General features: G+C 70.9%; 19 protein-coding genes. 16 read left to right on the plus strand and 3 right to left on the minus strand.

Annotation, left to right across the window (positions count from 1 at the left end):
- Positions 1–106: 106 nt before the first annotated feature.
- The 13 genes from uvrC (at position 107) to FNH09_RS20095 (ending at position 17,123) form a co-directional block, all read left to right on the plus strand.
- Positions 107–2,266 (plus strand): excinuclease ABC subunit UvrC, encoded by a 2,160-nt coding sequence (uvrC, locus tag FNH09_RS20035; RefSeq protein ID WP_152889927.1) that lies wholly within the window; start codon positions 107–109, stop codon positions 2,264–2,266.
- Entirely contained in the window at positions 2,263–3,354 is a 1,092-nt protein-coding gene (gene rapZ / locus FNH09_RS20040) for an RNase adapter RapZ (RefSeq protein WP_152889929.1), read from the plus strand. The genes uvrC and rapZ overlap by 4 nt, the downstream gene beginning before the upstream one ends.
- Positions 3,351–4,418 carry a gluconeogenesis factor YvcK family protein gene (locus FNH09_RS20045; RefSeq protein ID WP_152889931.1) on the plus strand — a complete coding sequence of 356 codons (1,068 nt, stop codon included), beginning with the start codon at positions 3,351–3,353 and terminating at the stop codon, positions 4,416–4,418. Before rapZ ends, FNH09_RS20045 begins: the two co-directional genes overlap by 4 nt.
- Entirely contained in the window at positions 4,409–5,398 is a 990-nt protein-coding gene (whiA, locus tag FNH09_RS20050; protein ID WP_152889933.1) for a DNA-binding protein WhiA, read from the plus strand. The genes FNH09_RS20045 and whiA overlap by 10 nt, the downstream gene beginning before the upstream one ends.
- A gap of 149 nt (positions 5,399–5,547) precedes the next feature.
- Positions 5,548–8,505, plus strand: coding sequence for a M14 family metallopeptidase (locus tag FNH09_RS20055; protein WP_152889935.1), 2,958 nt, complete (start codon positions 5,548–5,550; stop codon positions 8,503–8,505).
- A 190-nt stretch (positions 8,506–8,695) separates the two neighbouring features.
- Positions 8,696–9,706 carry a type I glyceraldehyde-3-phosphate dehydrogenase gene (gene gap, locus FNH09_RS20060; RefSeq protein WP_162468842.1) on the plus strand — a complete coding sequence of 337 codons (1,011 nt, stop codon included), beginning with the start codon at positions 8,696–8,698 and terminating at the stop codon, positions 9,704–9,706.
- A 124-nt stretch (positions 9,707–9,830) separates the two neighbouring features.
- Positions 9,831–11,042, plus strand: coding sequence for a phosphoglycerate kinase (locus FNH09_RS20065; protein ID WP_152889937.1), 1,212 nt, complete (start codon positions 9,831–9,833; stop codon positions 11,040–11,042).
- 6 nt (positions 11,043–11,048) lie between these two features.
- Positions 11,049–11,825 (plus strand): triose-phosphate isomerase, encoded by a 777-nt coding sequence (gene tpiA, locus FNH09_RS20070; protein ID WP_152889939.1) that lies wholly within the window; start codon positions 11,049–11,051, stop codon positions 11,823–11,825.
- Between the two features lie 139 nt (positions 11,826–11,964).
- Complete coding sequence (gene secG, locus FNH09_RS20075; RefSeq protein WP_152889959.1) at positions 11,965–12,195, plus strand: preprotein translocase subunit SecG; 231 nt, start codon at positions 11,965–11,967, stop codon at positions 12,193–12,195.
- Between the two features lie 257 nt (positions 12,196–12,452).
- Positions 12,453–12,740, plus strand: coding sequence for an RNA polymerase-binding protein RbpA (locus FNH09_RS20080; protein WP_037668570.1), 288 nt, complete (start codon positions 12,453–12,455; stop codon positions 12,738–12,740).
- 255 nt (positions 12,741–12,995) lie between these two features.
- Entirely contained in the window at positions 12,996–14,645 is a 1,650-nt protein-coding gene (gene pgi / locus FNH09_RS20085) for a glucose-6-phosphate isomerase (protein WP_152889941.1), read from the plus strand.
- Between the two features lie 6 nt (positions 14,646–14,651).
- Positions 14,652–15,530 carry a phosphogluconate dehydrogenase (NAD(+)-dependent, decarboxylating) gene (gene gnd / locus FNH09_RS20090; RefSeq protein ID WP_152889943.1) on the plus strand — a complete coding sequence of 293 codons (879 nt, stop codon included), beginning with the start codon at positions 14,652–14,654 and terminating at the stop codon, positions 15,528–15,530.
- Positions 15,531–15,659: 129 nt separating this feature from the next.
- The gene (locus tag FNH09_RS20095; RefSeq protein WP_152889945.1) at positions 15,660–17,123 is read left to right on the plus strand and encodes a polymer-forming cytoskeletal protein; all 1,464 of its coding nucleotides are present in this window, start codon (positions 15,660–15,662) and stop codon (positions 17,121–17,123) included.
- Here the strand turns inward: FNH09_RS20095 and FNH09_RS20100 are convergent.
- Entirely contained in the window at positions 17,110–18,906 is a 1,797-nt protein-coding gene (locus FNH09_RS20100) for a TIM barrel protein (RefSeq protein WP_162468843.1), read from the minus strand. The genes FNH09_RS20095 and FNH09_RS20100 overlap by 14 nt on opposite strands.
- A 21-nt stretch (positions 18,907–18,927) precedes the next feature.
- On the minus strand, positions 18,928–19,926 hold the full coding sequence (locus FNH09_RS20105; RefSeq protein ID WP_162468844.1) for a shikimate dehydrogenase: 999 nt from the start codon (positions 19,924–19,926) through the stop codon (positions 18,928–18,930).
- 162 nt (positions 19,927–20,088) lie between these two features.
- Here FNH09_RS20105 and FNH09_RS20110 point away from each other — a divergent pair, with 162 nt between their 5' ends.
- Both FNH09_RS20110 and FNH09_RS20115 read left to right on the plus strand, forming a co-directional pair.
- Complete coding sequence (locus FNH09_RS20110) at positions 20,089–20,754, plus strand: TetR/AcrR family transcriptional regulator (protein ID WP_152889947.1); 666 nt, start codon at positions 20,089–20,091, stop codon at positions 20,752–20,754.
- Positions 20,755–20,977: 223 nt separating this feature from the next.
- Positions 20,978–22,360, plus strand: coding sequence for an MFS transporter (locus FNH09_RS20115; RefSeq protein WP_162468845.1), 1,383 nt, complete (start codon positions 20,978–20,980; stop codon positions 22,358–22,360).
- Between the two features lie 23 nt (positions 22,361–22,383).
- Here FNH09_RS20115 and FNH09_RS20120 read toward each other — a convergent pair whose 3' ends face one another.
- Positions 22,384–22,821 (minus strand): PPOX class F420-dependent oxidoreductase, encoded by a 438-nt coding sequence (locus FNH09_RS20120; protein WP_152889949.1) that lies wholly within the window; start codon positions 22,819–22,821, stop codon positions 22,384–22,386.
- A 102-nt stretch (positions 22,822–22,923) separates the two neighbouring features.
- On the opposite strand from FNH09_RS20120, the gene FNH09_RS20125 reads away from it, so the two are divergent.
- On the plus strand, positions 22,924–23,532 hold the full coding sequence (locus tag FNH09_RS20125; RefSeq protein WP_152889951.1) for a TetR/AcrR family transcriptional regulator: 609 nt from the start codon (positions 22,924–22,926) through the stop codon (positions 23,530–23,532).
- Positions 23,533–23,552: the final 20 nt, after the last annotated feature.

A 23,552-nucleotide genomic window follows, 5' to 3' on the forward strand; every position in this document is an offset into this window, starting at 1 on the left:
TGCTACTCCCGGTGACCGGGACGCGGGCGTTCACCCGACCGGGACCTCGGCCGACGTTGTCCACAGGCCCGCCGGAGTGTCGCCCCTCGCCAGTAGGGTGTGAGACATGGCCGACCCCTCCAGCTACCGCCCCAAGCCGGGACAGATCCCGGACTCTCCCGGGGTGTACAGGTTCCGCGACGAGCACCGCCGGGTGATCTACGTCGGCAAGGCGAAGAGCCTGCGCCAGCGCCTGGCGAACTACTTCCAGGACCTGGCGGGCCTGCACCCGCGCACCCGGACGATGGTGACCACCGCCGCGTCCGTGGAGTGGACCGTCGTGTCCACGGAGGTCGAGGCGCTCCAGCTGGAGTACTCCTGGATCAAGGAGTACGACCCCCGGTTCAACGTCAAGTACCGCGACGACAAGAGCTACCCGTACCTCGCGGTGACGATGAACGAGGAGTTCCCGCGCGTGCAGGTGATGCGCGGTCACAAGAAGAAGGGCGTGCGCTACTTCGGTCCCTACGTCCACGCGTGGGCCATCCGCGACACCGTCGACCTGCTGCTGCGCGTCTTCCCCGTGCGCACCTGCTCGGCGGGCGTATTCAAGAACGCGTCCCGCACCGGCCGGCCCTGTCTGCTCGGCTACATCGGCAAGTGTTCGGCGCCCTGCGTGGGACGGGTCTCCGCCGAGGAGCACCGCGAACTGGCCGAGGACTTCTGCGACTTCATGACCGGCCGTACCGGCACGTACCTCCGCCGTCTGGAGCGGCAGATGGTGGAGGCGGCCGAGGAGATGGAGTACGAGCGGGCCGCCCGCCTGCGCGACGACATCGAGGCCCTGAGAAAGGCCATGGAGAAGAACGCGGTCGTGCTCGCCGACGCGACCGACGCCGACCTCATCGCGGTCGCGGAGGACGAGCTGGAGGCGGCGGTCCAGATCTTCCACGTCCGCGGCGGTCGCGTGCGCGGCCAGCGCGGCTGGGTGACCGACAAGGTGGAGGAGGTCACCACCGGCGCTCTCGTCGAGCACGCGCTCCAGCAGCTCTACGGCGAGGAGAGCGGGGACGCCGTCCCCAAGGAGGTCCTCGTACCGGCCCTGCCCGAGCCGGTGGAGCCCGCGCAGGAGTGGCTGACCGGCCGCCGTGGCTCCCAGGTGTCCCTGCGCGTCCCGCAGCGCGGCGACAAGCGGGCCCTGATGGAGACGGTCGAGCGCAACGCCCAGCAGGCGCTCGTCCTGCACAAGACCAAGCGGGCCTCCGACCTGACCACGCGCTCACGCGCCCTGGAGGAGATCGCGGACGCCCTCGAACTGGACAGCGCACCCCTCAGGATCGAGTGCTACGACATCTCCCATCTCCAGGGTGACGACGTGGTCGCCTCGATGGTCGTCTTCGAGGACGGCTTGCAGCGCAAGGGCGAGTACCGCCGCTTCCAGATCAAGGGCTTCGAGGGCCAGGACGACGTCCGCTCCATGCACGAGGTGATCACCCGCCGGTTCCGGCGCTACCTCGTGGAGAAGGAGCGGACGGGGGAGTGGACCGACGGCACGGCCGACGAGCAGGCCGAGGGCGTGACGGTCGGTGACGGGACGGCCGACGGGAGCGACGGCGACGTGCGCGGCGACGTCGGCGGTGTCGTCGGTGGCGGGACGAACGGGGCGCACCCCCTCACCGAGGAGGACGGGCGGCCCAAGCGCTTCGCCTACCCGCCCCAGCTCGTCGTCGTCGACGGCGGTCAGCCGCAGGTCGCGGCGGCCAAGCGGGCCCTGGACGAGCTCGGCATCGACGACATCGCCGTCTGCGGCCTGGCCAAGCGCCTGGAGGAGGTCTGGCTGCCGGACCAGGACGACCCGGTCGTCCTGCCCCGCACCAGTGAGGGCCTCTACCTGCTCCAGCGAGTCCGTGACGAGGCCCACCGGTTCGCGATCACCTACCAGCGCACCAAGCGTGCCAAGCGCTTCAGGTCCGGCCCCCTGGACGACGTGCCGGGCCTGGGCGAGACCCGCAAACAGGCACTGATCAAGCACTTCGGATCGGTGAAGAAACTGCGGTCCGCGACCATCGACGAGATCTGCGAGGTTCCGGGCATAGGCCGCAAGACGGCCGAGACCATCGCCGTAACCCTCGCCCAGGCGGCTCCGGCCGCGCCCGCCGTGAACACGGCCACGGGAGAGATCATGGAAGAAGACCACGAAACCAGGGCGCCCGAGACGACGGCGGACGCCCCGGGGGACCCCGTGACCGCGGGCGTCCCCGACGAACGACGGGGGCAGGAACCATGACCGAGCACGAGACGCAGCCCACAGCGGACCGAGAACGCACGCCCGCCCGGACGAGCGACAATTCCGCCAGGCAGGATGCACCCCAGCACGAGGCGGCCAGGCAGGATGCACCCCAGCAGGACGCATCCCAGCAGGACGCACCCGGGCAGGACGGGCCGCACGACGCACGCCATGAAGACGGAGCACAGGTGAGTACGGACAGCACACCGCCCGGGAACCCGGACGCGGTCATCCCCGAGCTGGTGATCATCTCCGGTATGTCGGGGGCCGGACGCTCGACGGCCGCCAAGTGCCTGGAGGACCTCGGCTGGTTCGTCGTCGACAACCTCCCGCCCGCCCTGATCCCCACCATGGTGGAGCTCGGCGCCCGCTCGCAGGGCAACGTGGCACGGATCGCGGTCGTCGTCGACGTGCGCGGACGCCGCTTCTTCGACAACCTCCGCGAGTCCCTCGCGGACCTCGACGTCCGGGGCGTCACGCACCGGGTCGTCTTCCTGGAGTCCTCGGACGACGCCCTGGTGCGCCGCTTCGAGTCGGTGCGCCGCCCGCACCCGCTCCAGGGCGACGGCCGGATCGTCGACGGCATCGCCGCCGAGCGCGAGCTGCTGCGTGAGCTGCGCGGCGACGCCGACCTGGTGATCGACACCTCCAGCCTGAACGTGCACGAGCTGCGCGCCAAGATGGACGCCCAGTTCGCCGGGGAGGAGGAGCCGGAGCTGCGGGCCACCGTCATGTCCTTCGGCTTCAAGTACGGTCTCCCGGTCGACGCCGACCTGGTCGTGGACATGCGCTTCCTGCCCAACCCGCACTGGGTCCCCGAGCTGCGCCCCTTCACCGGGGTCAACGAGGAGGTGGCGGCGTACGTCTTCAACCAGCCCGGCGCGAAGGAGTTCCTCGATCGCTACGCGGAGCTCCTGCAACTGGTTGCCGCGGGCTATCGCCGTGAGGGCAAGCGTTATGTGACGATCGCGGTCGGCTGCACGGGCGGGAAGCACCGTTCGGTCGCGATGTCGGAGAAACTTGCCGCGCGCCTTGCGGCCGAGGGTGTGGAGACGGTGGTCGTACACCGGGACATGGGACGGGAATGACGGCACGAACTCTGCGGCTGGGCCGACTGCGCCGGGGGGTACCCGACGGGCGCGTGAACCGGCCGGTCGAGGCCCGCGGCGGCAAGCCCCGCCGCCGCGGCGCCCAGCCCAAGGTCGTCGCCCTCGGCGGCGGCATGGGCCTGTCCGCCTCGCTCGCCGCGCTGCGCCGGATCACCGGCGACCTCACCGCCGTCGTCACGGTGGCCGACGACGGCGGCTCCAGCGGACGCCTGCGCGACGAGCTGGGCGTGCTGCCGCCCGGCGACCTGCGCAAGGCGCTGGCCGCGCTGTGCGGCGACGACGACTGGGGCCAGACCTGGGCCCGCGTCATCCAGCACCGCTTCGAGTCCAAGGGCGACCTGCACGAGCACGCGGTCGGCAATCTGCTGATCGTCGCCCTGTGGGAGCAGCTCGGCGACCATGTGCAGGCCCTGGACCTGGTCGGCAAGCTGCTCGGCGCGCACGGGCGGGTGCTGCCCATGTCCGCCGTGCCGCTGGAACTCCAGGCCCTGGTCCGCGGCCACGACCCGGACCGGCCCGAGGAGACGGACACCGTCCGCGGCCAGGCGACGGTCGCCCTCACCCCCGGTGAGGTGCAGTCCGTGCACCTCGTGCCGAACGACCCGCCCGCCGTGCCCGAGGCCGTCGCCGCGGTGCTCGACGCGGACTGGGTGGTGCTCGGCCCCGGCTCCTGGTTCTCCTCGGTCATCCCGCACCTGCTGGTGCCGGAACTCCTGGACGCGCTCACGCAGACCAAGGCACGCCGGGTACTCTCCCTGAACCTCGCACCGCAGCCCGGAGAAACCGAAGGGTTCTCCCCGCAGCGTCATTTGGAGGTTTTGGGACGACACGCCCCTAAACTCGCCCTGGACGTGGTGCTGGCCGACGAGGCCGCCGTGCCCGACCGCGACTCGCTGACCGAAGCCGCCAACCGGTTCGGGGCCGCGGTCGAGCTGGCGCCGGTGGCCCGGGCCGATGGGACTTCGCGGCACGACCCGGAGCTCCTCGCCGCCGCGTACGACCGTATTTTTCGGATGCATGGAAGGATCGGCCCATGGCGATGACGGCAGCGGTGAAGGATGAGATCTCCCGGCTCCCCGTCACCCGGACCTGCTGCAGAAAGGCGGAGGTCTCGGCCATCCTGCGGTTCGCCGGCGGCCTTCACCTGGTGAGCGGGCGCATCGTGATCGAGGCGGAGCTGGACACCGCGATGGCGGCCCGCCGGCTCAAGCGGGACGTCCTGGAGATCTTCGGCCACACTTCCGAGCTGATCGTGATGGCGCCGGGCGGTCTGCGCCGCGGCTCGCGCTATGTGGTGCGGGTGGTCGCGGGCGGCGACCAGCTGGCCCGGCAGACCGGTCTGGTGGACGGCCGCGGCCGCCCGATCCGCGGTCTGCCCCCGCAGGTGGTCTCCGGGGCCACCTGTGACGCCGAGGCGGCCTGGCGCGGGGCGTTCCTGGCGCACGGCTCGCTGACCGAGCCCGGCCGCTCGTCGTCCCTGGAGGTGACCTGCCCGGGTCCGGAGGCCGCCCTCGCCCTGGTCGGCGCCGCCCGTCGGCTGTCCATCGCGGCGAAGGCCCGCGAGGTCCGCGGGGTGGACCGGGTCGTGGTCCGGGACGGCGACGCGATCGGCGCGCTGCTCACCCGGCTCGGCGCGCACGAGTCCGTGCTGGCCTGGGAGGAGCGGCGGATGCGCCGCGAGGTACGCGCCACGGCGAACCGCCTGGCCAACTTCGACGACGCCAACCTGCGCCGCTCGGCCCGTGCGGCCGTCGCCGCGGGCGCCCGGGTCCAGCGCGCCCTGGAGATCCTCGCCGACGAGGTGCCCGAGCACCTGGCGGCCGCGGGCCGGCTGCGCATGGAGCACAAGCAGGCCTCCCTGGAGGAGCTGGGCGCGCTCGCCGACCCGCCGCTGACCAAGGACGCGGTCGCCGGCCGGATCCGCCGGCTGCTGGCGATGGCCGACAAGCGGGCCTCCGATCTGGGCATCCCGGGCACCGAGGCCAACATCTCCGAGGACCTGGCCGACAACCTGGTCGGCTGATCCGACCGTGGCCGACACGCCGGTGCCCCTGCCCGAGGGGCACCGGGCACCGGCGTTTGTCCGTCTTTGATGCACTCTTGACTGGATCATGAAGTGTCATGAGCCTGGCAGGTGTTCGTCGTCGTGGCGGACCACTGCTAGGGGGGTTCATGAGACACAGAGCGAGATCGATCCTCGCTGTCGGCGCGCTCCTGATCGGCGGAGCGAGCATCGCACCCATCGCCCAGGCACAGAGCGGACACCCGACGCCCACGTCCGGACCGGACGAGGTCAAGGTCTACCGCGCCGAGATCACCAAGCAGCAGTTACCCCTGCTGCTGGCCGCCGGACAGGACGGCCAGGAACTCGCCGAACAGGCGCCCGACCAGGGCACGGCCGACGTCGAGGTCTACCTCACCGACGACCAGGCGCGGAAGCTGGAACGGCAGGGCGTCGACCTCACCGAGCACACCCTCTCGGCCAAGGCGGAGAACCGCGTCGCGGCCGCCGCCGAGCACGTGTTCCGCCCGTACAGCGGCAGCGGCGGTCTGAAGGAGGAGATCGTCAGGACCGGTCAGGAGAACCCCGGCCTCACCAAGGTCGTCTCCATCGGAAAGACGGTCGACGGCCAGGACATCCTCGCGCTCAAACTGACCAAGGGCGCCAAGAAGTCCCGGGACGGCTCCAAGCCCTCCGTGCTGTACATGTCCAACCAGCACGCGCGCGAGTGGATCACGCCGGAGATGACCAGGCGGCTGCTGCACTACTACCTGGACAACTACAAGACCGACCGGCGGATCAAGAAGATCGTCGACTCCACCGAACTGTGGTTCGTGCTGTCGGCCAACCCCGACGGCTACGACTACACCTTCCAGAACAGCGACACCCGCCTGTGGCGCAAGAACCTGCGGGACGTCAACGGCGACGGCGTCATCAGCACCGGTGACGGCGTCGACCTCAACCGCAACTTCGCCTACAAGTGGGGCTACGACGACGAGGGCTCGTCCCCCAATCCCACCAGCGAGACCTACCGCGGCGCGGCCCCGGCCTCCGAGCCCGAGACGAAGGCGCTGGACGCGTTCGAGAAGCGGATCGGCTTCACGTACGGCATCAACTACCACTCGGCCGCCGAGCTGCTCCTCTACGGCGTCGGCTGGCAGGTCGCCACGCCGACCCCGGACGACGTCCTGTACAAGGCGCTGGCCGGCACCCCCGACAACTCCGCGATCCCGGGCTACCACCCGCAGGTCTCCTCGGAGCTCTACACCACCAACGGCGAGGCGGACGGACACGCCGGCAACGTCAACGGCATGGCGATGTTCACCCCCGAGATGTCGACCTGCCAGACCGCGTCGAACCTGGACCCGAACGACACCTGGAACGCCTCCGACTGCCAGTCGGTCTTCAACTTCCCGGACGACGAGAAGCTGATCCAGCAGGAGTTCGCCAAGAACGTCCCGTTCGCGCTCTCCGTCGCCGAGACCGCGGCCCACCCCGACCGGCCCTCGTCCTCGGTCGGCCTGAGCGCCGCCGACTTCACCCCGGCCGCGTTCCCGACCTCGTACGCGCGCGGCGCCGACCAGCAGGTCTCCGTCGTCGTGCGCAGGTCGGTCCGGGACAAGGAGCTCAGGTACCGCGTCAACGGCGGCCGTACCCACGACCAGGCGCTCAGGGCCTGGAAGGGCGGCGAGACCTACGGCGGGGCCGACAACCTCTACTTCGACGAGTACCGGGCCGAGGTCCGCGGCGGCGCGCCGGGCGACAAGGTCGAGGTGTGGTTCACCGGCAGGTCCCCGAACGGGAAACCCACCGCCAGCGAGCACTTCACGTACACCGTCGCCGAACGGGCCAAGGCCGACACGCTCGTCGTCGCGGAGGAGGGCGCGAGCGCCGTACAGGCGCAGACGTACGTGGACGCGCTGAAGGCCAACGGCCGCAAGGCGGTCGTCTGGGACGTCGCCGCCCAGGGCGCCCCCGACGCGCTCGGCGTGCTGGACCACTTCCGGACGGTCGTCCACTACACGGGCGCGGGCCGGCCGGGCAACCCCACCCAGCTCCAGCTGCGCGCCTACCTCAACGAGGGCGGCAAGCTGATCGAGGCGGGCGAGCAGGCCGGCGGCAGCGTGGACCTCGGCGACGGCACGCTCTCGAACGACTTCAGCCAGTACTACCTGGGCGCCTACTCGCGTACGTCGACGCCCGGAGCCACCGGCTTCACCGGTTCCGGAGCCCTCGCCGGCGCCGGCGGCGCGCTCGGCCCCGCGGCCGGCAACCCGCTCGACCGGGCGGGTACCTACGGGGTCACCTCCGACGAGCTGCCCACGGCCGGCTACCCGCAGTTCACGAGCGCGGGCGCGGGCCAGTTCGCCGGGACCGTCAACCCGTACGGGCCGTACAGCGGTTCGGGCATGGCGGCCGCGGTGCACACCGACGACGCCTACAAGCGCCTCACCCGCACCATCGACCTCACCGGCGTCAGCGCCGCCGACAGGCCCACCCTGCACGGCCGACTGCTGTGGGACACCGAACCGGGCTACGACAACGCCGTCGTCGAGGCGCACACGGTGGGCGCCGAGGACTGGACGACGCTGCCCGAGGCGGGCGGCGCCACCGGCACCGCGGTCCCGGCCGAGTGCGGCGCGGGCTTCTACATCGGTGAACACCCCTGGCTGAAGCACTATCTGACGCTGACGTCGAGTGGCTGCACGGCCACCGGCAGCAGTGGCTCCTGGAACGCCTTCACCGGCGCCTCCGCCGGCTGGCAGCAGGTCGACTTCGACCTGAGCGCGTACGCCGGCCGGTCCGTCGAGGTCTCCCTCGCCTATGTCACCGACCCGGGCAGCGGCGGCCACGGCGTCCTCGCCGACGACCTGGCGCTCGTCGTCGGCGGCACCGCCACCCAGACCGAGGGATTCGAGACATCCCTCGGTGCCTGGCAGGTCACCGGGCCGCCCGCGGGCAGCCCCGCCGTCCTCAAGGACTGGGCGCGCACCGGAGCGCTGTTCCGCACATATGGAGCGGTCACCACGGACGACACCGTGCTGCTCGGCTTCGGCCTGGAACACGTCACCGCGGCGGCCGACCGAACAGCCCTGATCGGCAAGGCGCTCAAGGCACTCGGCGGATAACACCGGGTGACGATCGCATGATAGAAGCGGGCGGTCCGTACCCCTACTGGCGGGTACGGACCGCCTCGCCGCGTATGGGGCGTCTCAATGTCACTCCGGGAGTCTCCGAGGGGTAGGGTCGTAGGCGGTCGGGGACATCCCATTTAGCTCGCCGGTGTCGCAACCGGCGTACCAACGAGGAGATCGGTTCGTGACGATCCGCGTAGGCATCAACGGCTTTGGCCGCATCGGTCGTAACTACTTCCGCGCGCTGCTGGAGCAGGGTGCTGACATCGAGATCGTGGCTGTCAACGACCTGGGTGACACCGCGACGACCGCGCACCTGCTCAAGTACGACACCATCCTCGGCCGTCTGAAGGCCGAGGTGTCGCACACCGCCGACACGATCACCGTCGACGGCCACACCATCAAGGTCCTGTCCGAGCGCAACCCCGCCGACATCCCGTGGGGCGAGCTCGGTGTCGACATCGTCATCGAGTCGACGGGCATCTTCACCAAGAAGGCCGACGCCGAGAAGCACATCGCCGGCGGCGCCAAGAAGGTCCTCATCTCGGCTCCGGCCAAGGACGAGGACATCACCATCGTGATGGGTGTCAACCAGGGCGACTACGACCCGGCGAACCACCACGTCATCTCCAACGCCTCCTGCACCACCAACTGTGTGGCGCCGATGGCCAAGGTTCTCGACGAGAACTTCGGCATCGTCAAGGGCCTGATGACGACGGTGCACGCGTACACCAACGACCAGCGCATCCTGGACTTCCCGCACAAGGACCTGCGCCGCGCCCGCGCCGCCGCCGAGAACATCATCCCGACCACGACGGGTGCCGCCAAGGCCACCGCCCTGGTCCTGCCCCAGCTCAAGGGCAAGCTCGACGGCATCGCCATGCGCGTCCCGGTCCCCACCGGCTCGGCCACCGACCTGGTCGTGACGCTCCAGCGCGAGGTCACCCGGGACGAGGTCAACGCCGCGTTCAAGAAGGCCTCCGAGGACGGCGACCTCAAGGGCTTCCTGGCGTACACCGAGGACCCGATCGTCTCCTCGGACATCGTCAGCGACCCGGCCTCCTGCACCTTCGACTCCTCCCTGACCATGGTCCAGGAGGGCAACACGGTGAAGATCCTCGGCTGGTACGACAACGAGTGGGGCTACTCCAACCGCCTCGTGGACCTGACGGTCTTCGTCGGCGACCAGCTCTGATCGCCGAATCAGACACCTCGATGTGAGTGCAGGGCTCGGGCAGCGCACAGGCGCGCTGTCCGAGCCCTGACTCGCGTGCAGAACAGCCCTCTTCCGAACACGAGCCCTCTCGGGAGTCCCCTTCATGAAGACGATCGACGAACTTCTCGCCTCCGGCGTGGACGGCAAGCGGGTTTTCGTCCGCGCCGACCTCAACGTGCCGCTGGCCGACGGCGTGATCACCGACGACGGCCGCATCCGCGCCGTCCTGCCCACCGTCAAGGCCCTCGCGCAGGCGGGCGCCAAGGTGGTCGTGGCCTCGCACCTGGGCCGCCCCAAGGGCGCTCCGGACCCCGCCTTCTCCCTGCTGCCCGCCGCCGAGCGGCTCGCCGAACTCCTCGGCGCCCCGGTCGCGTTCGCGCAGGACACCGTCGGCCCCGCCGCCCACGACGCCGTGGACGGCCTCCAGCCCGGCCAGGTCGCGGTCATCGAGAACCTGCGCTTCAACGCCGGCGAGACGTCCAAGGACGACACCGAGCGCGGCGAGTTCGCCGACCGGCTCGCCGCCCTGGCCGACGTCTACGTGGGCGACGGCTTCGGTGCCGTGCACCGCAAGCACGCCTCCGTGTACGACCTGCCGGCCCGCCTGCCGCACTACGCCGGCTACCTCATCGCCACCGAGGTCGGCGTCCTGAAGAAGCTCACCGAGGACGTCGCGCGCCCCTACGTCGTCGCGCTCGGCGGCTCCAAGGTCTCCGACAAGCTCGCCGTCATCGACCAGCTGCTCGGCAAGGCCGACCGCATCCTCATCGGCGGCGGCATGGCCTTCACCTTCCTCAAGGCCAAGGGCTACGAGGTCGGCACCTCGCTGCTCCAGGAGGACCAGATCCCGGCCGTCACCGAGTACATGCAGCGCGCCGAGAAGCTGGGCGTCGAGCTGGTGCTCCCGGTCGACGTCGTGGTCTCCCCCGGATTCCCGGACCTGAAGGCCAAGGCGCCCACCGAGCACACCGCCGTCGACGCGGACGCGATGCCCGAGGGGCAGCTGGGCCTCGACATCGGCCCGAAGACCGGCGCCCTGTACGCAGCCAAGCTCGCCGACGCCGAGACCGTGTTCTGGAACGGTCCCATGGGTGTCTTCGAACACCCCGACTACGCCGAGGGCACCAAGGCGGTCGCCCAGGCCCTGGTCGACTCCAAGGGCTTCACCGTCGTCGGCGGCGGTGATTCCGCCGCCGCGGTGCGCACCCTCGGTTTCGACGAGAACGCATTCGGCCACATCTCGACCGGCGGTGGCGCCTCCCTCGAATACCTCGAGGGCAAGACGCTCCCCGGCCTCGCCGCACTGGAGGACTGACCCCGTATGACCACTCGCACGCCGCTGATGGCGGGCAACTGGAAGATGAACCTCAACCACCTGGAGGCCATCGCCCACGTCCAGAAGCTCGCCTTCGCCCTCGCCGACAAGGACTACGACGCCGTCGAGGTCGCCGTCCTGCCGCCCTTCACCGACCTGCGCTCGGTGCAGACGCTCGTCGACGGCGACAAGCTCAAGATCAAGTACGGTGCCCAGGACCTCTCGGCACACGACTCCGGCGCCTACACCGGCGAGATCTCCGGCTCGATGCTGGCCAAGCTGAAGTGCACGTACGTGGCCATCGGCCACTCCGAGCGCCGTCAGTACCACAACGAGACCGACGAGATCGTGAATGCCAAGGTCAAGGCCGCCTACAAGCACGGCCTGACCCCCATCCTGTGCGTCGGCGAGGAGCTGGACGTCCGCGAGGCGGGCGACCACGTCACCCACACCCTCGCCCAGGTCGAGGGCGGTCTGAAGGACCTCCCCGCCGAGCAGGCCGAGTCCGTCGTGATCGCCTACGAGCCGGTCTGGGCCATCGGCACCGGCAAGGTCTGCGGCGCCGACGACGCGCAGGAGGTCTGCGCCGCGATCCGCGCCAAGCTCGCCGAGCTGTACTCCCAGGAGCTGGCCGACAAGGTCCGCATCCAGTACGGCGGCTCGGTGAAGGCCGGAAACGTCGCCGAGATCATGGCGAAGGCCGACATCGACGGCGCCCTGGTCGGCGGTGCCTCGCTGGACGTCGACGAGTTCGTCAAGATCGTCCGCTTCCGCGACCAGTGAGCCGGCCGCCGGTCGGCAGTGGATCGACCGGTGAGTAGGCTCTGGCGGCGATCCGTCGTACCCTTGCGGGGGCCGGGACTCCACGAGTCCGGGCCCCCGTCGTCCATCCAGTTCCGAGGAAGTTGGTCCAGTCGTGGTTTTGGGGTTCTCGATCGCCCTGATCATCTTCAGCCTGCTGATGATGCTTCTGGTGCTGATGCACAAGGGGAAGGGCGGCGGCCTCTCCGACATGTTCGGTGGCGGCATGCAGTCGTCCGTCGGCGGCTCCTCGGTCGCCGAGCGCAACCTCGACCGCATCACCATCGTGATCGGTGTGCTGTGGTTCGCGTGCATCATCGTGCTCAGCATCCTGATGAAGGGCAACAGCTGATCGACGGAGTGCGCGCGAGCGCATTTCGTGCGTAACGCCCCATGTTCGGTACGCGCCGCTGAGCGCGGCCTATCATGGGGCTTGCGTCTGGGTGTGGGGGCGGTAACTCCAATCACTGGACGCGCGTTGGGCCTTACGTAGACTGAGGCGCTCGCAGTGAAGCGAAACGCCGACTCGCTTCGCGGCACCATCACGCAGGGAGTTACACCGTGGCAAGTGGCAACGCGATCCGAGGAAGCCGGGTCGGGGCGGGGCCGATGGGCGAGGCCGAGCGCGGCGAGTCAGCGCCGCGGCTGCGCATCTCCTTCTGGTGCTCCAACGGGCACGAGACGCAGCCCAGCTTCGCCAGCGACGCACAGGTGCCCGACAACTGGGACTGCCCGCGCTGCGGCTTCCCGGCCGGCCAGGACCGGGACAACCCCCCGGACCCGCCGCGCACCGAGCCCTACAAGACGCACCTGGCGTATGTGCGGGAGCGGCGCAGCGACGCGGACGGCGAGGCGATCCTCGCCGAGGCGCTCGCCAAACTGCGGGGCGAGATCTGACGACCGGGTCCGGCCGGACATCGCAAGGTGTCCTGCCGGACCCGATGTCGTCTCCGCCCGGTCGTCTCCGCCCGGTCGTCTCGGCCTTGTCTTCTTCACCTTGCCTTCTCCGTCCGTCTTCGCACCGTGCTGACACCAACACGTCAGCCGGACGTACCTGTAGTTGCGCCGCCGCTCGACTGATCAATTAGGTTGGGAGCGGCAGCGGGGCAAGGTACGCAGCGGGACAGGCAGGAAAGAAGGCTGAAGTCGGATATGAACGCAGACGGCCGTTCCAGGCTCAATCAGACGCCCGAGTGGACCGCTCTGGCCAAGCACCGCGAGGAGCTCGCCGACACCGGTCTGCGGGATCTGTTCGCCGGTGATCCCGGCCGGGGCAGCGGATACACGCTCCAGGTCGGTGACCTGTACATCGACTACTCCAAGCACCTCGTCACCGACGAGACGCTGCGGCTGCTGCGCGAGCTGGCCGTCGCCACCGACGTGTTCGGGCTGCGCGACGCGATGTTCCGCGGCGAGAAGATCAACACCACCGAGGGCCGGGCCGTGCTGCACACGGCGCTGCGCGCCCCGCGGGACGCGGTGGTCGAGGTCGACGGCGAGAACGTGGTGCCCGGTGTGCACGCGGTCCTCGACCGGATGGCCGCCTTCGCCGACCGGATCCGCTCGGGCGAGTGGACCGGCCACACCGGCCGCCGCATCAGGAACGTCGTCAACGTCGGCATCGGCGGCTCCGACCTCGGCCCGGCGATGGCGTACGAGGTGCTGCGCGCCTTCACCGACCGCGCGCTGACCGTCCGCTTCGTCTCCAACGTCGACGGCGCCGACCTGCACGAGGCCGTCCACGACCTCGACCCGGCGGAGACGCTGTTCATCGTCGCGTCGAAGACGTTCACCACCATCGAGACCATCACCAACGCCACCTCCGCCCGCGACTGGCTGCTGAGCGGCCTGGGCGGCGAGGAGAAGGCGGTCGCCAAGCACTTCGTGGCGCTGTCGACGAACGCCGGGAAGGTGTCCGAGTTCGGCATCGACACGGCCAACATGTTCGAGTTCTGGGACTGGGTCGGCGGCCGCTACTCCTTCGACTCGGCGATCGGTCTCTCCCTGATGATCGCCGTCGGCCCGGACCGCTTCCGCGAGATGCTCGACGGCTTCCACCTCGTCGACGAGCACTTCCGCACCGCCCCCGCCGAGGCCAACGCCCCGCTGCTGCTGGGCCTGCTGGGCATCTGGTACGGCAACTTCCACGACGCCCAGTCGCACGCGGTGCTGCCCTACTCGCACTACCTCTCCAAGTTCACCGCCTATCTCCAGCAGTTGGACATGGAGTCCAACGGCAAGTCGGTGGACCGCGACGGCAACCCGGTCGACTGGCAGACCGGACCGGTCGTCTGGGGCACCCCCGGCACCAACGGCCAGCACGCCTACTACCAGTTGATCCACCAGGGCACCAAGCTCATCCCCGCGGACTTCATCGGCTTCGCCGAGCCGGTCGGCGAACTGAGCGACGAACTCGAGGCCCAGCACGATCTGTTGATGGCCAACTTCTTCGCCCAGACCCAGGCGCTGGCCTTCGGCAAGACGCCGGAGGAGGTCCGCGCGGAGGGCGTGCCCGAGGAGCTGGTGGCGCACAAGACGTTCCGCGGCAACCACCCCACCACCACGATCCTGGCGCGCGAGCTGACCCCTTCCGTCCTCGGTCAGCTGATCGCGCTCTACGAGCACAAGGTGTTCGTCCAGGGCGCGGTGTGGAACATCGACTCCTTCGACCAGTGGGGCGTGGAGCTCGGCAAGGTCCTCGCCAAGCGGATCGAACCGGCCCTGACCGAGGGCGCCGAGGTGCCCGGCCTCGACCCCTCCACCACCGCCCTCGTCGCCACCTACCGCACTCTCAGGAAGTGAACTGACATGCAGCTCGGTCTCATCGGTCTCGGCAAGATGGGCGGCAACATGCGCGAGCGGATCCGCCGCGCCGGCCACACCGTCATCGGCTACGACCGCAACCCCGACGTCTCCGACGCGAGCAGCCTGGCCGAGATGGTCGCCGGGCTCCAGGCGCCGCGCATCGTCTGGGTGATGGTCCCGGCCGGCGCCGCCACCCAGTCGGTCGTCGATGAGCTCGGCGGTCTGCTGGAGGCCGGCGACACGGTCGTCGACGGCGGCAACTCCCGCTGGACGGACGACGAGAAGCACGCCCGCGAGCTCGGCGCCAAGGGCATCGGTTTCGTCGACGCGGGCGTCTCCGGCGGCGTGTGGGGCCTGGAGAACGGCTACGCCCTGATGGTCGGCGGCGAGAAGGAGCACGTGGACCGGCTCCAGCCGATCTTCGAGGCGCTCAAGCCCGAGGGCCCGTACGGCTATGTCCACGCGGGCAAGGTGGGCGCCGGCCACTTCTCCAAGATGGTCCACAACGGCATCGAGTACGCCATGATGCAGGCCTACGCCGAGGGCTGGGAGCTGCTGGAGAAGGTCGACTCCGTCACGGACGTGCGCGAGGTCTTCCGCTCCTGGCAGGACGGCACGGTCATCCGCTCCTGGCTGCTGGACCTCGCGGTGAACGCGCTCGACGAGGACGAGCACCTCGAGAAGCTGCGCGGCTACGCGGAGGACTCCGGCGAGGGCCGCTGGACCGTCGAGGCGGCCATCGACAACGCGGTGCCGCTGCCCGCGATCACGGCGTCGCTGTTCGCCCGGTTCGCCTCCCGCCAGGAGGACTCGCCGCAGATGAAGATGATCGCCGCGCTGCGCAACCAGTTCGGCGGCCACGCGGTCGAGTCGGCGAAGTAGGTCCGCCTGCGGCGGAGTGCCGCAGCCGGCCCCTGCGGATGCCCGCGGGCCCGGTCCGTTCGGTGAACGGGCCGGGCCCGTACCGTAGTTGGTTGACACCCGGCAGTCGGCACGTCAGAGTCCCCGCTGATGGAGACCAGTGAACTGACCGCGGCGGAACGACGGGTGTGGCAGGCGTTCGCCCGCGGCGAGCCGGTGGACTTCCGGGCCACGCCGGACGAGGACGCGGCGAACGGGGACGGCTGGGGACCGGAACGCACCCTGCGGGCCGCGGCCCTCAAGGCACTGCTGGTCCGCGCGCCGCGGGAGGAGGGGGAGATACCGTCCCTCAAGGTCTCCGGCGCCCGGATCACCGGGGCGCTGAACCTGACGTACGCGGTGATCGACCACCCGGTGCGGCTCACCCACTGCCACTTCGCCGAGGTCCCCGACCTCTACGGCAGCCGGCTGCGCCAGCTCAGCCTGCGCGGCTCGGTCCTGCCCGGACTGAGCCTGGGCAGTACCCGCGTCGACGGTGTGCTGCGGCTGACGGACTGCCGGCTGCACGGACCGCTGCGCCTGGGCGGTGCCCAGATAGCGGCGGCCCTGTTCCTGGAGCGGGCCGAACTCGCCGCGCGGGAGGGCACGGAACCGGTGCTCCAGCTCAACCAGTCGGTGATCGGGGACGATCTGTGGGCCCCCGGACTGCACGTCCGGGGCGGAGCCCACCTCGACGGCGCCAAGGTCGACGGATCGGTCACCCTCGAAGGCGCCGTGTTCGACAACCCCGGCGGCACCGCCCTGAGCGCGCAGACGCTGGACGTCCACGCCGACATCCGGGCCAGACGGCTGCGCGCCCGCGGCACGGTGGACCTGCGCGGCGCCCGTATCGTCGGCCGCGTCGACCTGACCCGGGCCGACCTGGCCACCCCGGGCGGCACCGCCCTGCGGGCCAGCAGCTGTGCCATCGGGGAACTGTGGCTCCACCGGTGCGCGCCGATCGAGGGCATCCTCCATCTGCGCCGCTCCCACATCGAGGTCCTGAGCTTCGAACCGGAATCCGTGCCGGGCGAGGTGCTCCTGAACAATCTCACCTACGGCGCCCTCACCCCGCACGAACCGGCCGAGCGCCGGCTGCCCCTGCTGGAGCGCGACGCGGACGGCTATGTCCCCCACGCCTACGAGCAGTTGACGGCCGCCTACCGCCGCCTCGGCGACGACCACGCGGCCCGGCTCGTACAGCTCGCCAAGCAGCGCCGCCTGCGCGGCACCCGCGCCTTCCACGGCCGGCTGTGGGGGTACGTCCAGGACGCCACCGTGGGCTACGGCTTCCACCCGCTGCGCGCCGCCGTATGGCTGCTGTCGCTGCTGGCGGCCGGCTCCCTCGCGTACGGACTGCACCATCCGCGCCCGCTCAAGGCGTCCGAGGCGCCGCACTTCAGCCCGGTGTTCTACACGCTCGACCTGCTGCTCCCGGTGATCTCCTTCGGGCAGGAGGACGCGTTCGCACCGGACGGCTGGTACCAGACGCTGTCGTACGCCCTGGTCATCGCCGGCTGGGTGCTGGCCACCACGGTGTTCGCCGGGGTGAGCCGGACCGTCAGCCGCCAGTGAGCCGCCGTGCCGCGTGCTGCGCGGCCAGCCGCACCGGGGCGTTCTGGGCTCCGTAACCGCGGTAGCCGCCGTCGCGCTGGACCAGTTCGAAGAAGACGCGTCCTACGGTGTGGGTGTAGCAGTGGCGGAACACGCCGTGCTCGTCGCGGTCGTAGAGGATGCCCAGCTCGCGATAGGTGTCGAGGTCCTCGTCGGACAGGTCGTACCGGGCGGCCAGGTCCTCGTAGTAGTTCGCGGGGACGGGCAGCAGGCGGCCGCCGGCCGCGCGGAAGCGGCGGGCGCCGGCGACCAGGTCGGGGGTGGCCAGCGCGATGTGCTGGGCGCGGGCCTCGTCCCGCGCGGGGGCCGGTCCCACGGCGAGGGCGATACGGACGCTGCCGTCGGGGCTGGTGACGGCGCGGCTGCGGAAGAGGCCGTAGGGGTCGGCGACGTCGACGCTGTCCTGTGCCCGGAGGCCGAGGACGCTGCGGTGGAAGAGGGCCGCCTCGTCGAAGTGGTGCCAGGGCTGGGTGAGGGCGAGGTGATCGACGCGGGTGACGCCGATACCCGTCGCCCGCTCTCCGGTGTCCGCGAAGTCGGCCCGCCAGTCAGGCAGTTCGGGACGCCCGGTCGCGCAGAAGAACAACTCCGTGCCGTCCGGGGCGGCGACCGCGTCGAGCGGGGCGTCGTGCGGGCCGCGGCGGCGGGGCAGCACGGGCGCGAGCAGGGCCTCGGCGCGCCGGGCGGCACCGGCCGGGTCGGGCGACTCCAGGCCGATCGCGGCGAGCACGGTGCCGTCGCGGCGGACGGCCGGCCCGGTGTTGACCAGGAGACGGGCCTCGCCCTGCTGCCACAGGTCGACGGGTTTGCCGCGATGCCGGGCGGTGCGCGCGAAACCGAGGGCGCCGAGCAGCGCCGCGACCGGTTCGGCGTCCGGGGTGAGCAGTTCGGCGAACGCGACCCCGGTGGGCACGACCGGGGCGGGCGGGGTGCTCAGCCCGACGGACTCCTGGAGGACCCGCAGGGAGCGCTGGGCGTCCACCGCCGTCGGGCCCGCGTCGGCCTGCCGGAAGACGTCGTTGAAGACCTCCAGCGAGAGCGGGCCGTCGTAGCCGGTGCGCAGGACGTGCCGGACGAGCCCGGCGACGTCGAAGCCGCCCTGGCCCGGGAAGCAGCGGTAATGACGGCTCCATTGCAGGACGTCCATGGCCAGGAGCGGGGCGTCGGCGAGCTGGAGGAAGAAGATCTTCTCGCCGGGGATGCTCTCGATGCCCTTCGGATCGGAGCCCCGGGACAGGATGTGGAAGCTGTCCAGACAGGTCCCCAGGGCCGGGTGCCCGGCCGCCTCGACGATGCGCCAGGCATGGTCGTACGTGCTGACGTGCCGTCCCCAGGCGAGCGCCTCGTAGGCGACGCGGACGCCGAAGTCCTGGGCGAGGTCGGCGAGTCGGCCGAGCTGGGCGGCGGCGAGGTCGTCGTCGTCCTCGGCGCGGGGCGAGACACTGGAGCAGACGAGGACCGTGTCGGTGCCGAGCCTGCGCATCAGCTCGAACTTGTGCCGGGCACGGCGCAGATTGCGGGCGAACTCGTCCTCGGGCACGCCCTCGATGTCGCGCATCGGCTGGTAGAGGTCGACGGTGAGGCCGAGGTCGGCGCAGCGGGTGCGGATCTCCTCGGGGGTGAGGGGGCTGGCGAGCAGGTCGTTCTCGAAGATCTCGACGCCGTCGAAGCCGGCGCGGGCGGCGGCCGTGAGCTTCTCGGTGAGGGATCCGCTGAGGGAGACGGTGGCTATGGACGTACGCACGGCGGTACCTCCCTCTGCTGTCTACTTGGGGAGCCGCACGCTCGCGGTCCGCACGGCCGCCGGGTTCGCGCCGATCGCGACACCGACACCCGGACCCGAACCGGCACCGGCACCGGCACCGGCACCGGACAGGGCGTCCGCTCCGGCTCCGGCCAGTTCCGCGATGTCCGCGAGCATCCGCGCGCTGTCGGGTTCCCGTCCGGTGAACAGCCGGAAGGCGTCCACGGCCTGGAAGGCGGCCATCCCGGCCCCGTCGAGGGTCTGGCAGCCGAGCGCGCGGGCGGTGCGCAGCAACTCGGTGTCCACCGGGCGGTAGACCACCTCGGCCACCCAGAAGCCGGGGCGCAGGAGCGCGGCGGGAAAGGGCAGACCGGGGTGGGCGGCCATGCCGGTGGGGGTCGCGTGGACGACGCCGTCGGCCCGGGCGAGCAGGTCCGGCAGCCGGTCCGGGGTGGCGGAGACGGCCCGGCCGGGGCCGAAGTGGCGGTCGAGGGAGTCGGCGAGGGCGGCCGACCGCTCGGGCAGGGCGTCGACGACCGTGACCCGTCCGGCGCCGAGGGTGAGGGTGGCGTGCGCGACGGCGGCGCCCGCGCCCCCGGCGCCCAGCTGTACGACCCGCTCCAGCGCGACGTCGGGCAGTCCGCGCGCGAAGGACGCGGCGAAGCCGGTGACGTCGGTGTTGTGGCCCACCGCGCGGCCGTCCTCGAAGACGACGGTGTTGACCGCGCCGAGCGCCTCGGCCTGCGGGGCGAGCGCGTCGAGGTGGGGGATGACGAGCTGCTTGCACGGGTGGGTGATGTTCAGCCCGTCGAAGCCCAGGTCGCGGGCCGCGCGCAGCAGCTCGCCCACCGCCTCGGGGGGCGCCCCCAGGGTGTCGATGTCGATCAGCCGGTACAGGTAGCGCAGTCCCTGCCGGTCGGCCTCGCGCTCGTGCAGGGCGGGGCTGAGCGAGGGGCCGATGCCGGAACCGATCAGTCCGACGAGATACGAGTCCTTCGAGTCCTTGGAATCCTTGGTCACGGCGGACCTCCTGAACGGCTGCGGGTCACGAGAAGCTGACGCTAATGTACGAACTAGTACGTTACCTATATCAGCCGGAGGAGATCCCGGGAAGACCCCTGAGGCGGCGCCGGGGACTGCTTCTAGAATCACCGGCACTGGCCCTACGCCCGAAGGAACCCGATGACCAGCGTCGACGAACCGGCACGACCCAACGGGCGCATCCGTGACGCCGCCCGGACCCAGGCCGAGATCCTCGACGTCGCCACCCAGGAGTTCGCGCGGGCCGGCTACGACGGAGCCCGCGTCGACGAGATCGCCGCCCGCACCCGTACCACCAAGCGGATGATCTATTACTACTTCGGCGGCAAGGACCAGCTGTTCACGGCCGTCCTGGAGCGGGCCTACGGAGTGATCCGGGAGGCCGAGCAGAAGCTGGACGTCGAGCACCTGGACCCGGTGGCGGCCATCCGGCGGCTGGCCGAGCTCACCCTCGACCACCACGAGCAGCACCCGGACTTCATCCGCCTGGTCAGCATCGAGAACATCCACGGGGCCGAGCACATCGCGGCCTCGGAGCGGCTCGCGAAGATCGGCTCGCCGGCCCTGGAGGTGATCCGCCGCATCCTGGCCTCGGGGCAGGAGTCCGGCCTGTTCACGGCCGACGTGGACGCCGTCGACCTGCACGCCATGATCAGCTCCTTCTGCTTCTTCCGGGTCGCAAACCGGCACACCTTCGGCGCCCTGTTCGGCCGCGACCTGGTCGACCCGGCCCGGCGCGAGCACTACCGGGCGATGCTCGGCGACATGGTGATCGCCTACCTGACCGCGGACCGCACGACGGACTGAGCGCCGGGCGGCCGACCGAGTCGACCGACCGAGTTCCTTCGGCACGACCTCTTGACACCCGGGAAACGCGGCAGCAACATCCGTAGCCAACCGCTACTAACTATCCAGTGGGTTAATTAACCGGGTAGCGCCCGGTGCAGCCGACCCGTCACCCCAGGGAACCGGCACTTCTCCCCCGTCGCCCACTCCACCCCACGGTGGAGGCCCCCCGAAGGAGCAAGCCGTGTCCGTCCCCGTCGCACCCAGCGACCCGAGCGCGCCCGTCGGCCAGCCGACGAAGGCGGCGGCAGCCGCCTGGATCGGCAGCGCCCTGGAGTACTACGACTTCTTCATCTACGGCAGCGCGGCCGCGCTGATCTTCCCGAAGGTCTTCTTCGACGAGTCCGACCCGGCGACCGCCACCCTCCTGTCCCTGGCCACCTTCGGTGTCGCCTACGCCGCCCGGCCGGTCGGCGCGCTCTTCCTCGGCCACTTCGGCGACCGGCTCGGCCGCAAGAAGATCATGGTCTTCACCCTGCTGCTGATGGGCCTGTCGACCTTCCTCATCGGCTGTCTGCCCACCCGCGCCCAGGTCGGCACCCTCGCCCCCGTCCTGCTGGTGCTGTGCCGGGTGCTCCAGGGGATCTCGGCGGCGGGCGAGCAGGCCAGCGCCAGTTCGATGACGCTGGAACACGCGCCGCCGGGACGGCGGGGCTTCTTCACCAGCTTCACCCTCGGCGGCACCCAGGGCGGACAGCTGATCGCCACCCTCGTCTTCATCCCGGTCGCCGCGCTGCCCGAGGACCAGCTGCTGTCCTGGGGCTGGCGGCTGCCGTTCTGGCTGAGCGTCGCGGTCGCCGTCGTCGGCTTCGTCATCCGGCGCCGGCTCGAGGAGACACCGGCCTTCACCCGGCAGGCCGCCGAGGAGGGCGTCGCGAAGCTGCCGCTGGCGGTGCTGATGCGCGAGCACCGGGCGGACGTGCTGCGGGTGATCGCGGGCGCGCTGATCGCCTCGGTCAGCACCATCTTCACGGTGTGGGCGCTGGCGTACGCGACCAGCGACGCGGTCGGGATCAGCCGCTCCGCCATGCTGTGGGTGGGCGCGCTCGCCAACCTCGTCGCGCTGGCCGCGATCCCGCTGTGGGCCACGCTGTCCGACCGGATCGGCCGCCGCCCGGTGTACCTCGTCGGCGCCGTCGGCAGCGCGGTGACGATGTTCCTCTACCTGTGGGCGATCTCCACGGGCTCCTACCCGCTGATCCTGCTGCTGGGCATCCTCGCCTTCGGAGTCGTCTACAGCGCCGCGAACGGCGTGTGGCCCTCCTTCTACGGCGAGATGTTCTCCACCCGGGTCCGCCTGTCCGGCATGGCGATCGGCACCCAGATCGGCTTCGCCGTGGCCGGGTTCGCGGTCACCTTCGCCGCGCAGATCGCCGGACCGGACGGCGACGACTGGTCGTCGGTGGGCCTGTTCACCGCCGCCCTCTGCGTCCCGCCGGTGATCGCCGCCCTGACGGCCCGCGAGACCCACCGGGTACCGGCGGAGCTGCTCGGCATACGCCCGGCGGCACGGACGTCACAGCCGGAGACGGCGTCGGAGTCGGAGTCGGAGTCGGTGACGGCCTGACCGATTTACGGCCGCGCGCGGGCCTATGCCCGGGGAATCCCGTAGGCCCGCTCGACCCGCAGCCGCAGCACCAGCCGGCCGTCGCGCACCATGGCGGCCCGGTAATCGTCCCAGTCGGGGTGCTCGCCGTTCACGTCACGGTAGAGGCGGACGAGCTCCTCCACCGTGTCGTCGTGGGGGTCCTGCGCCACGGGCGACAGCTCGGCCGTGCCCTCGGCGACGGTGTAGGCCCAGCGGTCGCCGCTGGTCACGTGGTACGAGGCGCGCGGGTCCCGGCGCAGATTGCGGGTCTTGGCCCGGTCGTCGGTGAGCGAGACCCGGACGGTCCGCTCGTCGGGGTAGTAGGCGTGGTTGACGTTCGACAGCTGGGGGCGGCCGTCGCGCTTGAGGGTGACCAGCACCCCGCCGTTGCCCTCGGAGAGCAGCTTCAGAAGTGCGTCCTGCGTCGCGTCCTGAGTCATGACAGGAACAACGGAACTCTCCGGTGCGGGAATTCCCGGACCCGGCGAGCTCGCCGACATCGATGATAGACACTGTCTACCGACCTCTGGTAGACAGTGTCTATGTCTATGACGGAACCCTCCGCGGGGCTGCGCGACCGCCTGGTCGACGTCGGCGTCGAGCTCGTCGCCGACGAAGGCGTCCAGGCGCTCACCCTGCGCGAGATCGCCCGCCGGGCCGGTGTCTCGCACGGCGCCCCGCGCCGCCACTTCCCCACCCATCTGGAGCTGCTGTCGGCCATCGCGCGCCGCGGCTTCGCCGAGCTCGCGGACAGGACGACGGCGGCCCTCGGGGAGGTCGACGCAGCCGGGAAAGAGCCGGTCGCCGACGCGCGGGCGCAGCTCACGGAGCTCGGCCGGGTCTACCTGGGGTTCGCCCTCGGCAACCAGGGGATGTACGAGCTGATGTTCCGTCACGATCTGCTGGAGAGCGGGCATCTGGGGCTGCGGGACACCAGTCTGCCGCTCTTCGGCGTGCTGGTGGACCTGGTCGGCCGGGTCCGGCCGGACGCGCACGCACCGACGGTGGCGGGCGCCCTGTGGGCGAACCTGCACGGCGTCGCCCAGCTCTGGAGCTGGGGCAGCCTCCAACTCGCCACCGGGTCCGATGACTTCACGCCGGTGCTGCGGACCGCGCTCGACGCGCACCTCGGCCCGGAGGCCCCCGCGTGAAACCGGTCCGGCCCCCGGAC

Origin of the sequence: Streptomyces adustus (assembly GCF_009377175.1) — a bacterium.
Classification (GTDB): Bacteria; Actinomycetota; Actinomycetes; order Streptomycetales; family Streptomycetaceae; genus Streptomyces; species Streptomyces adustus.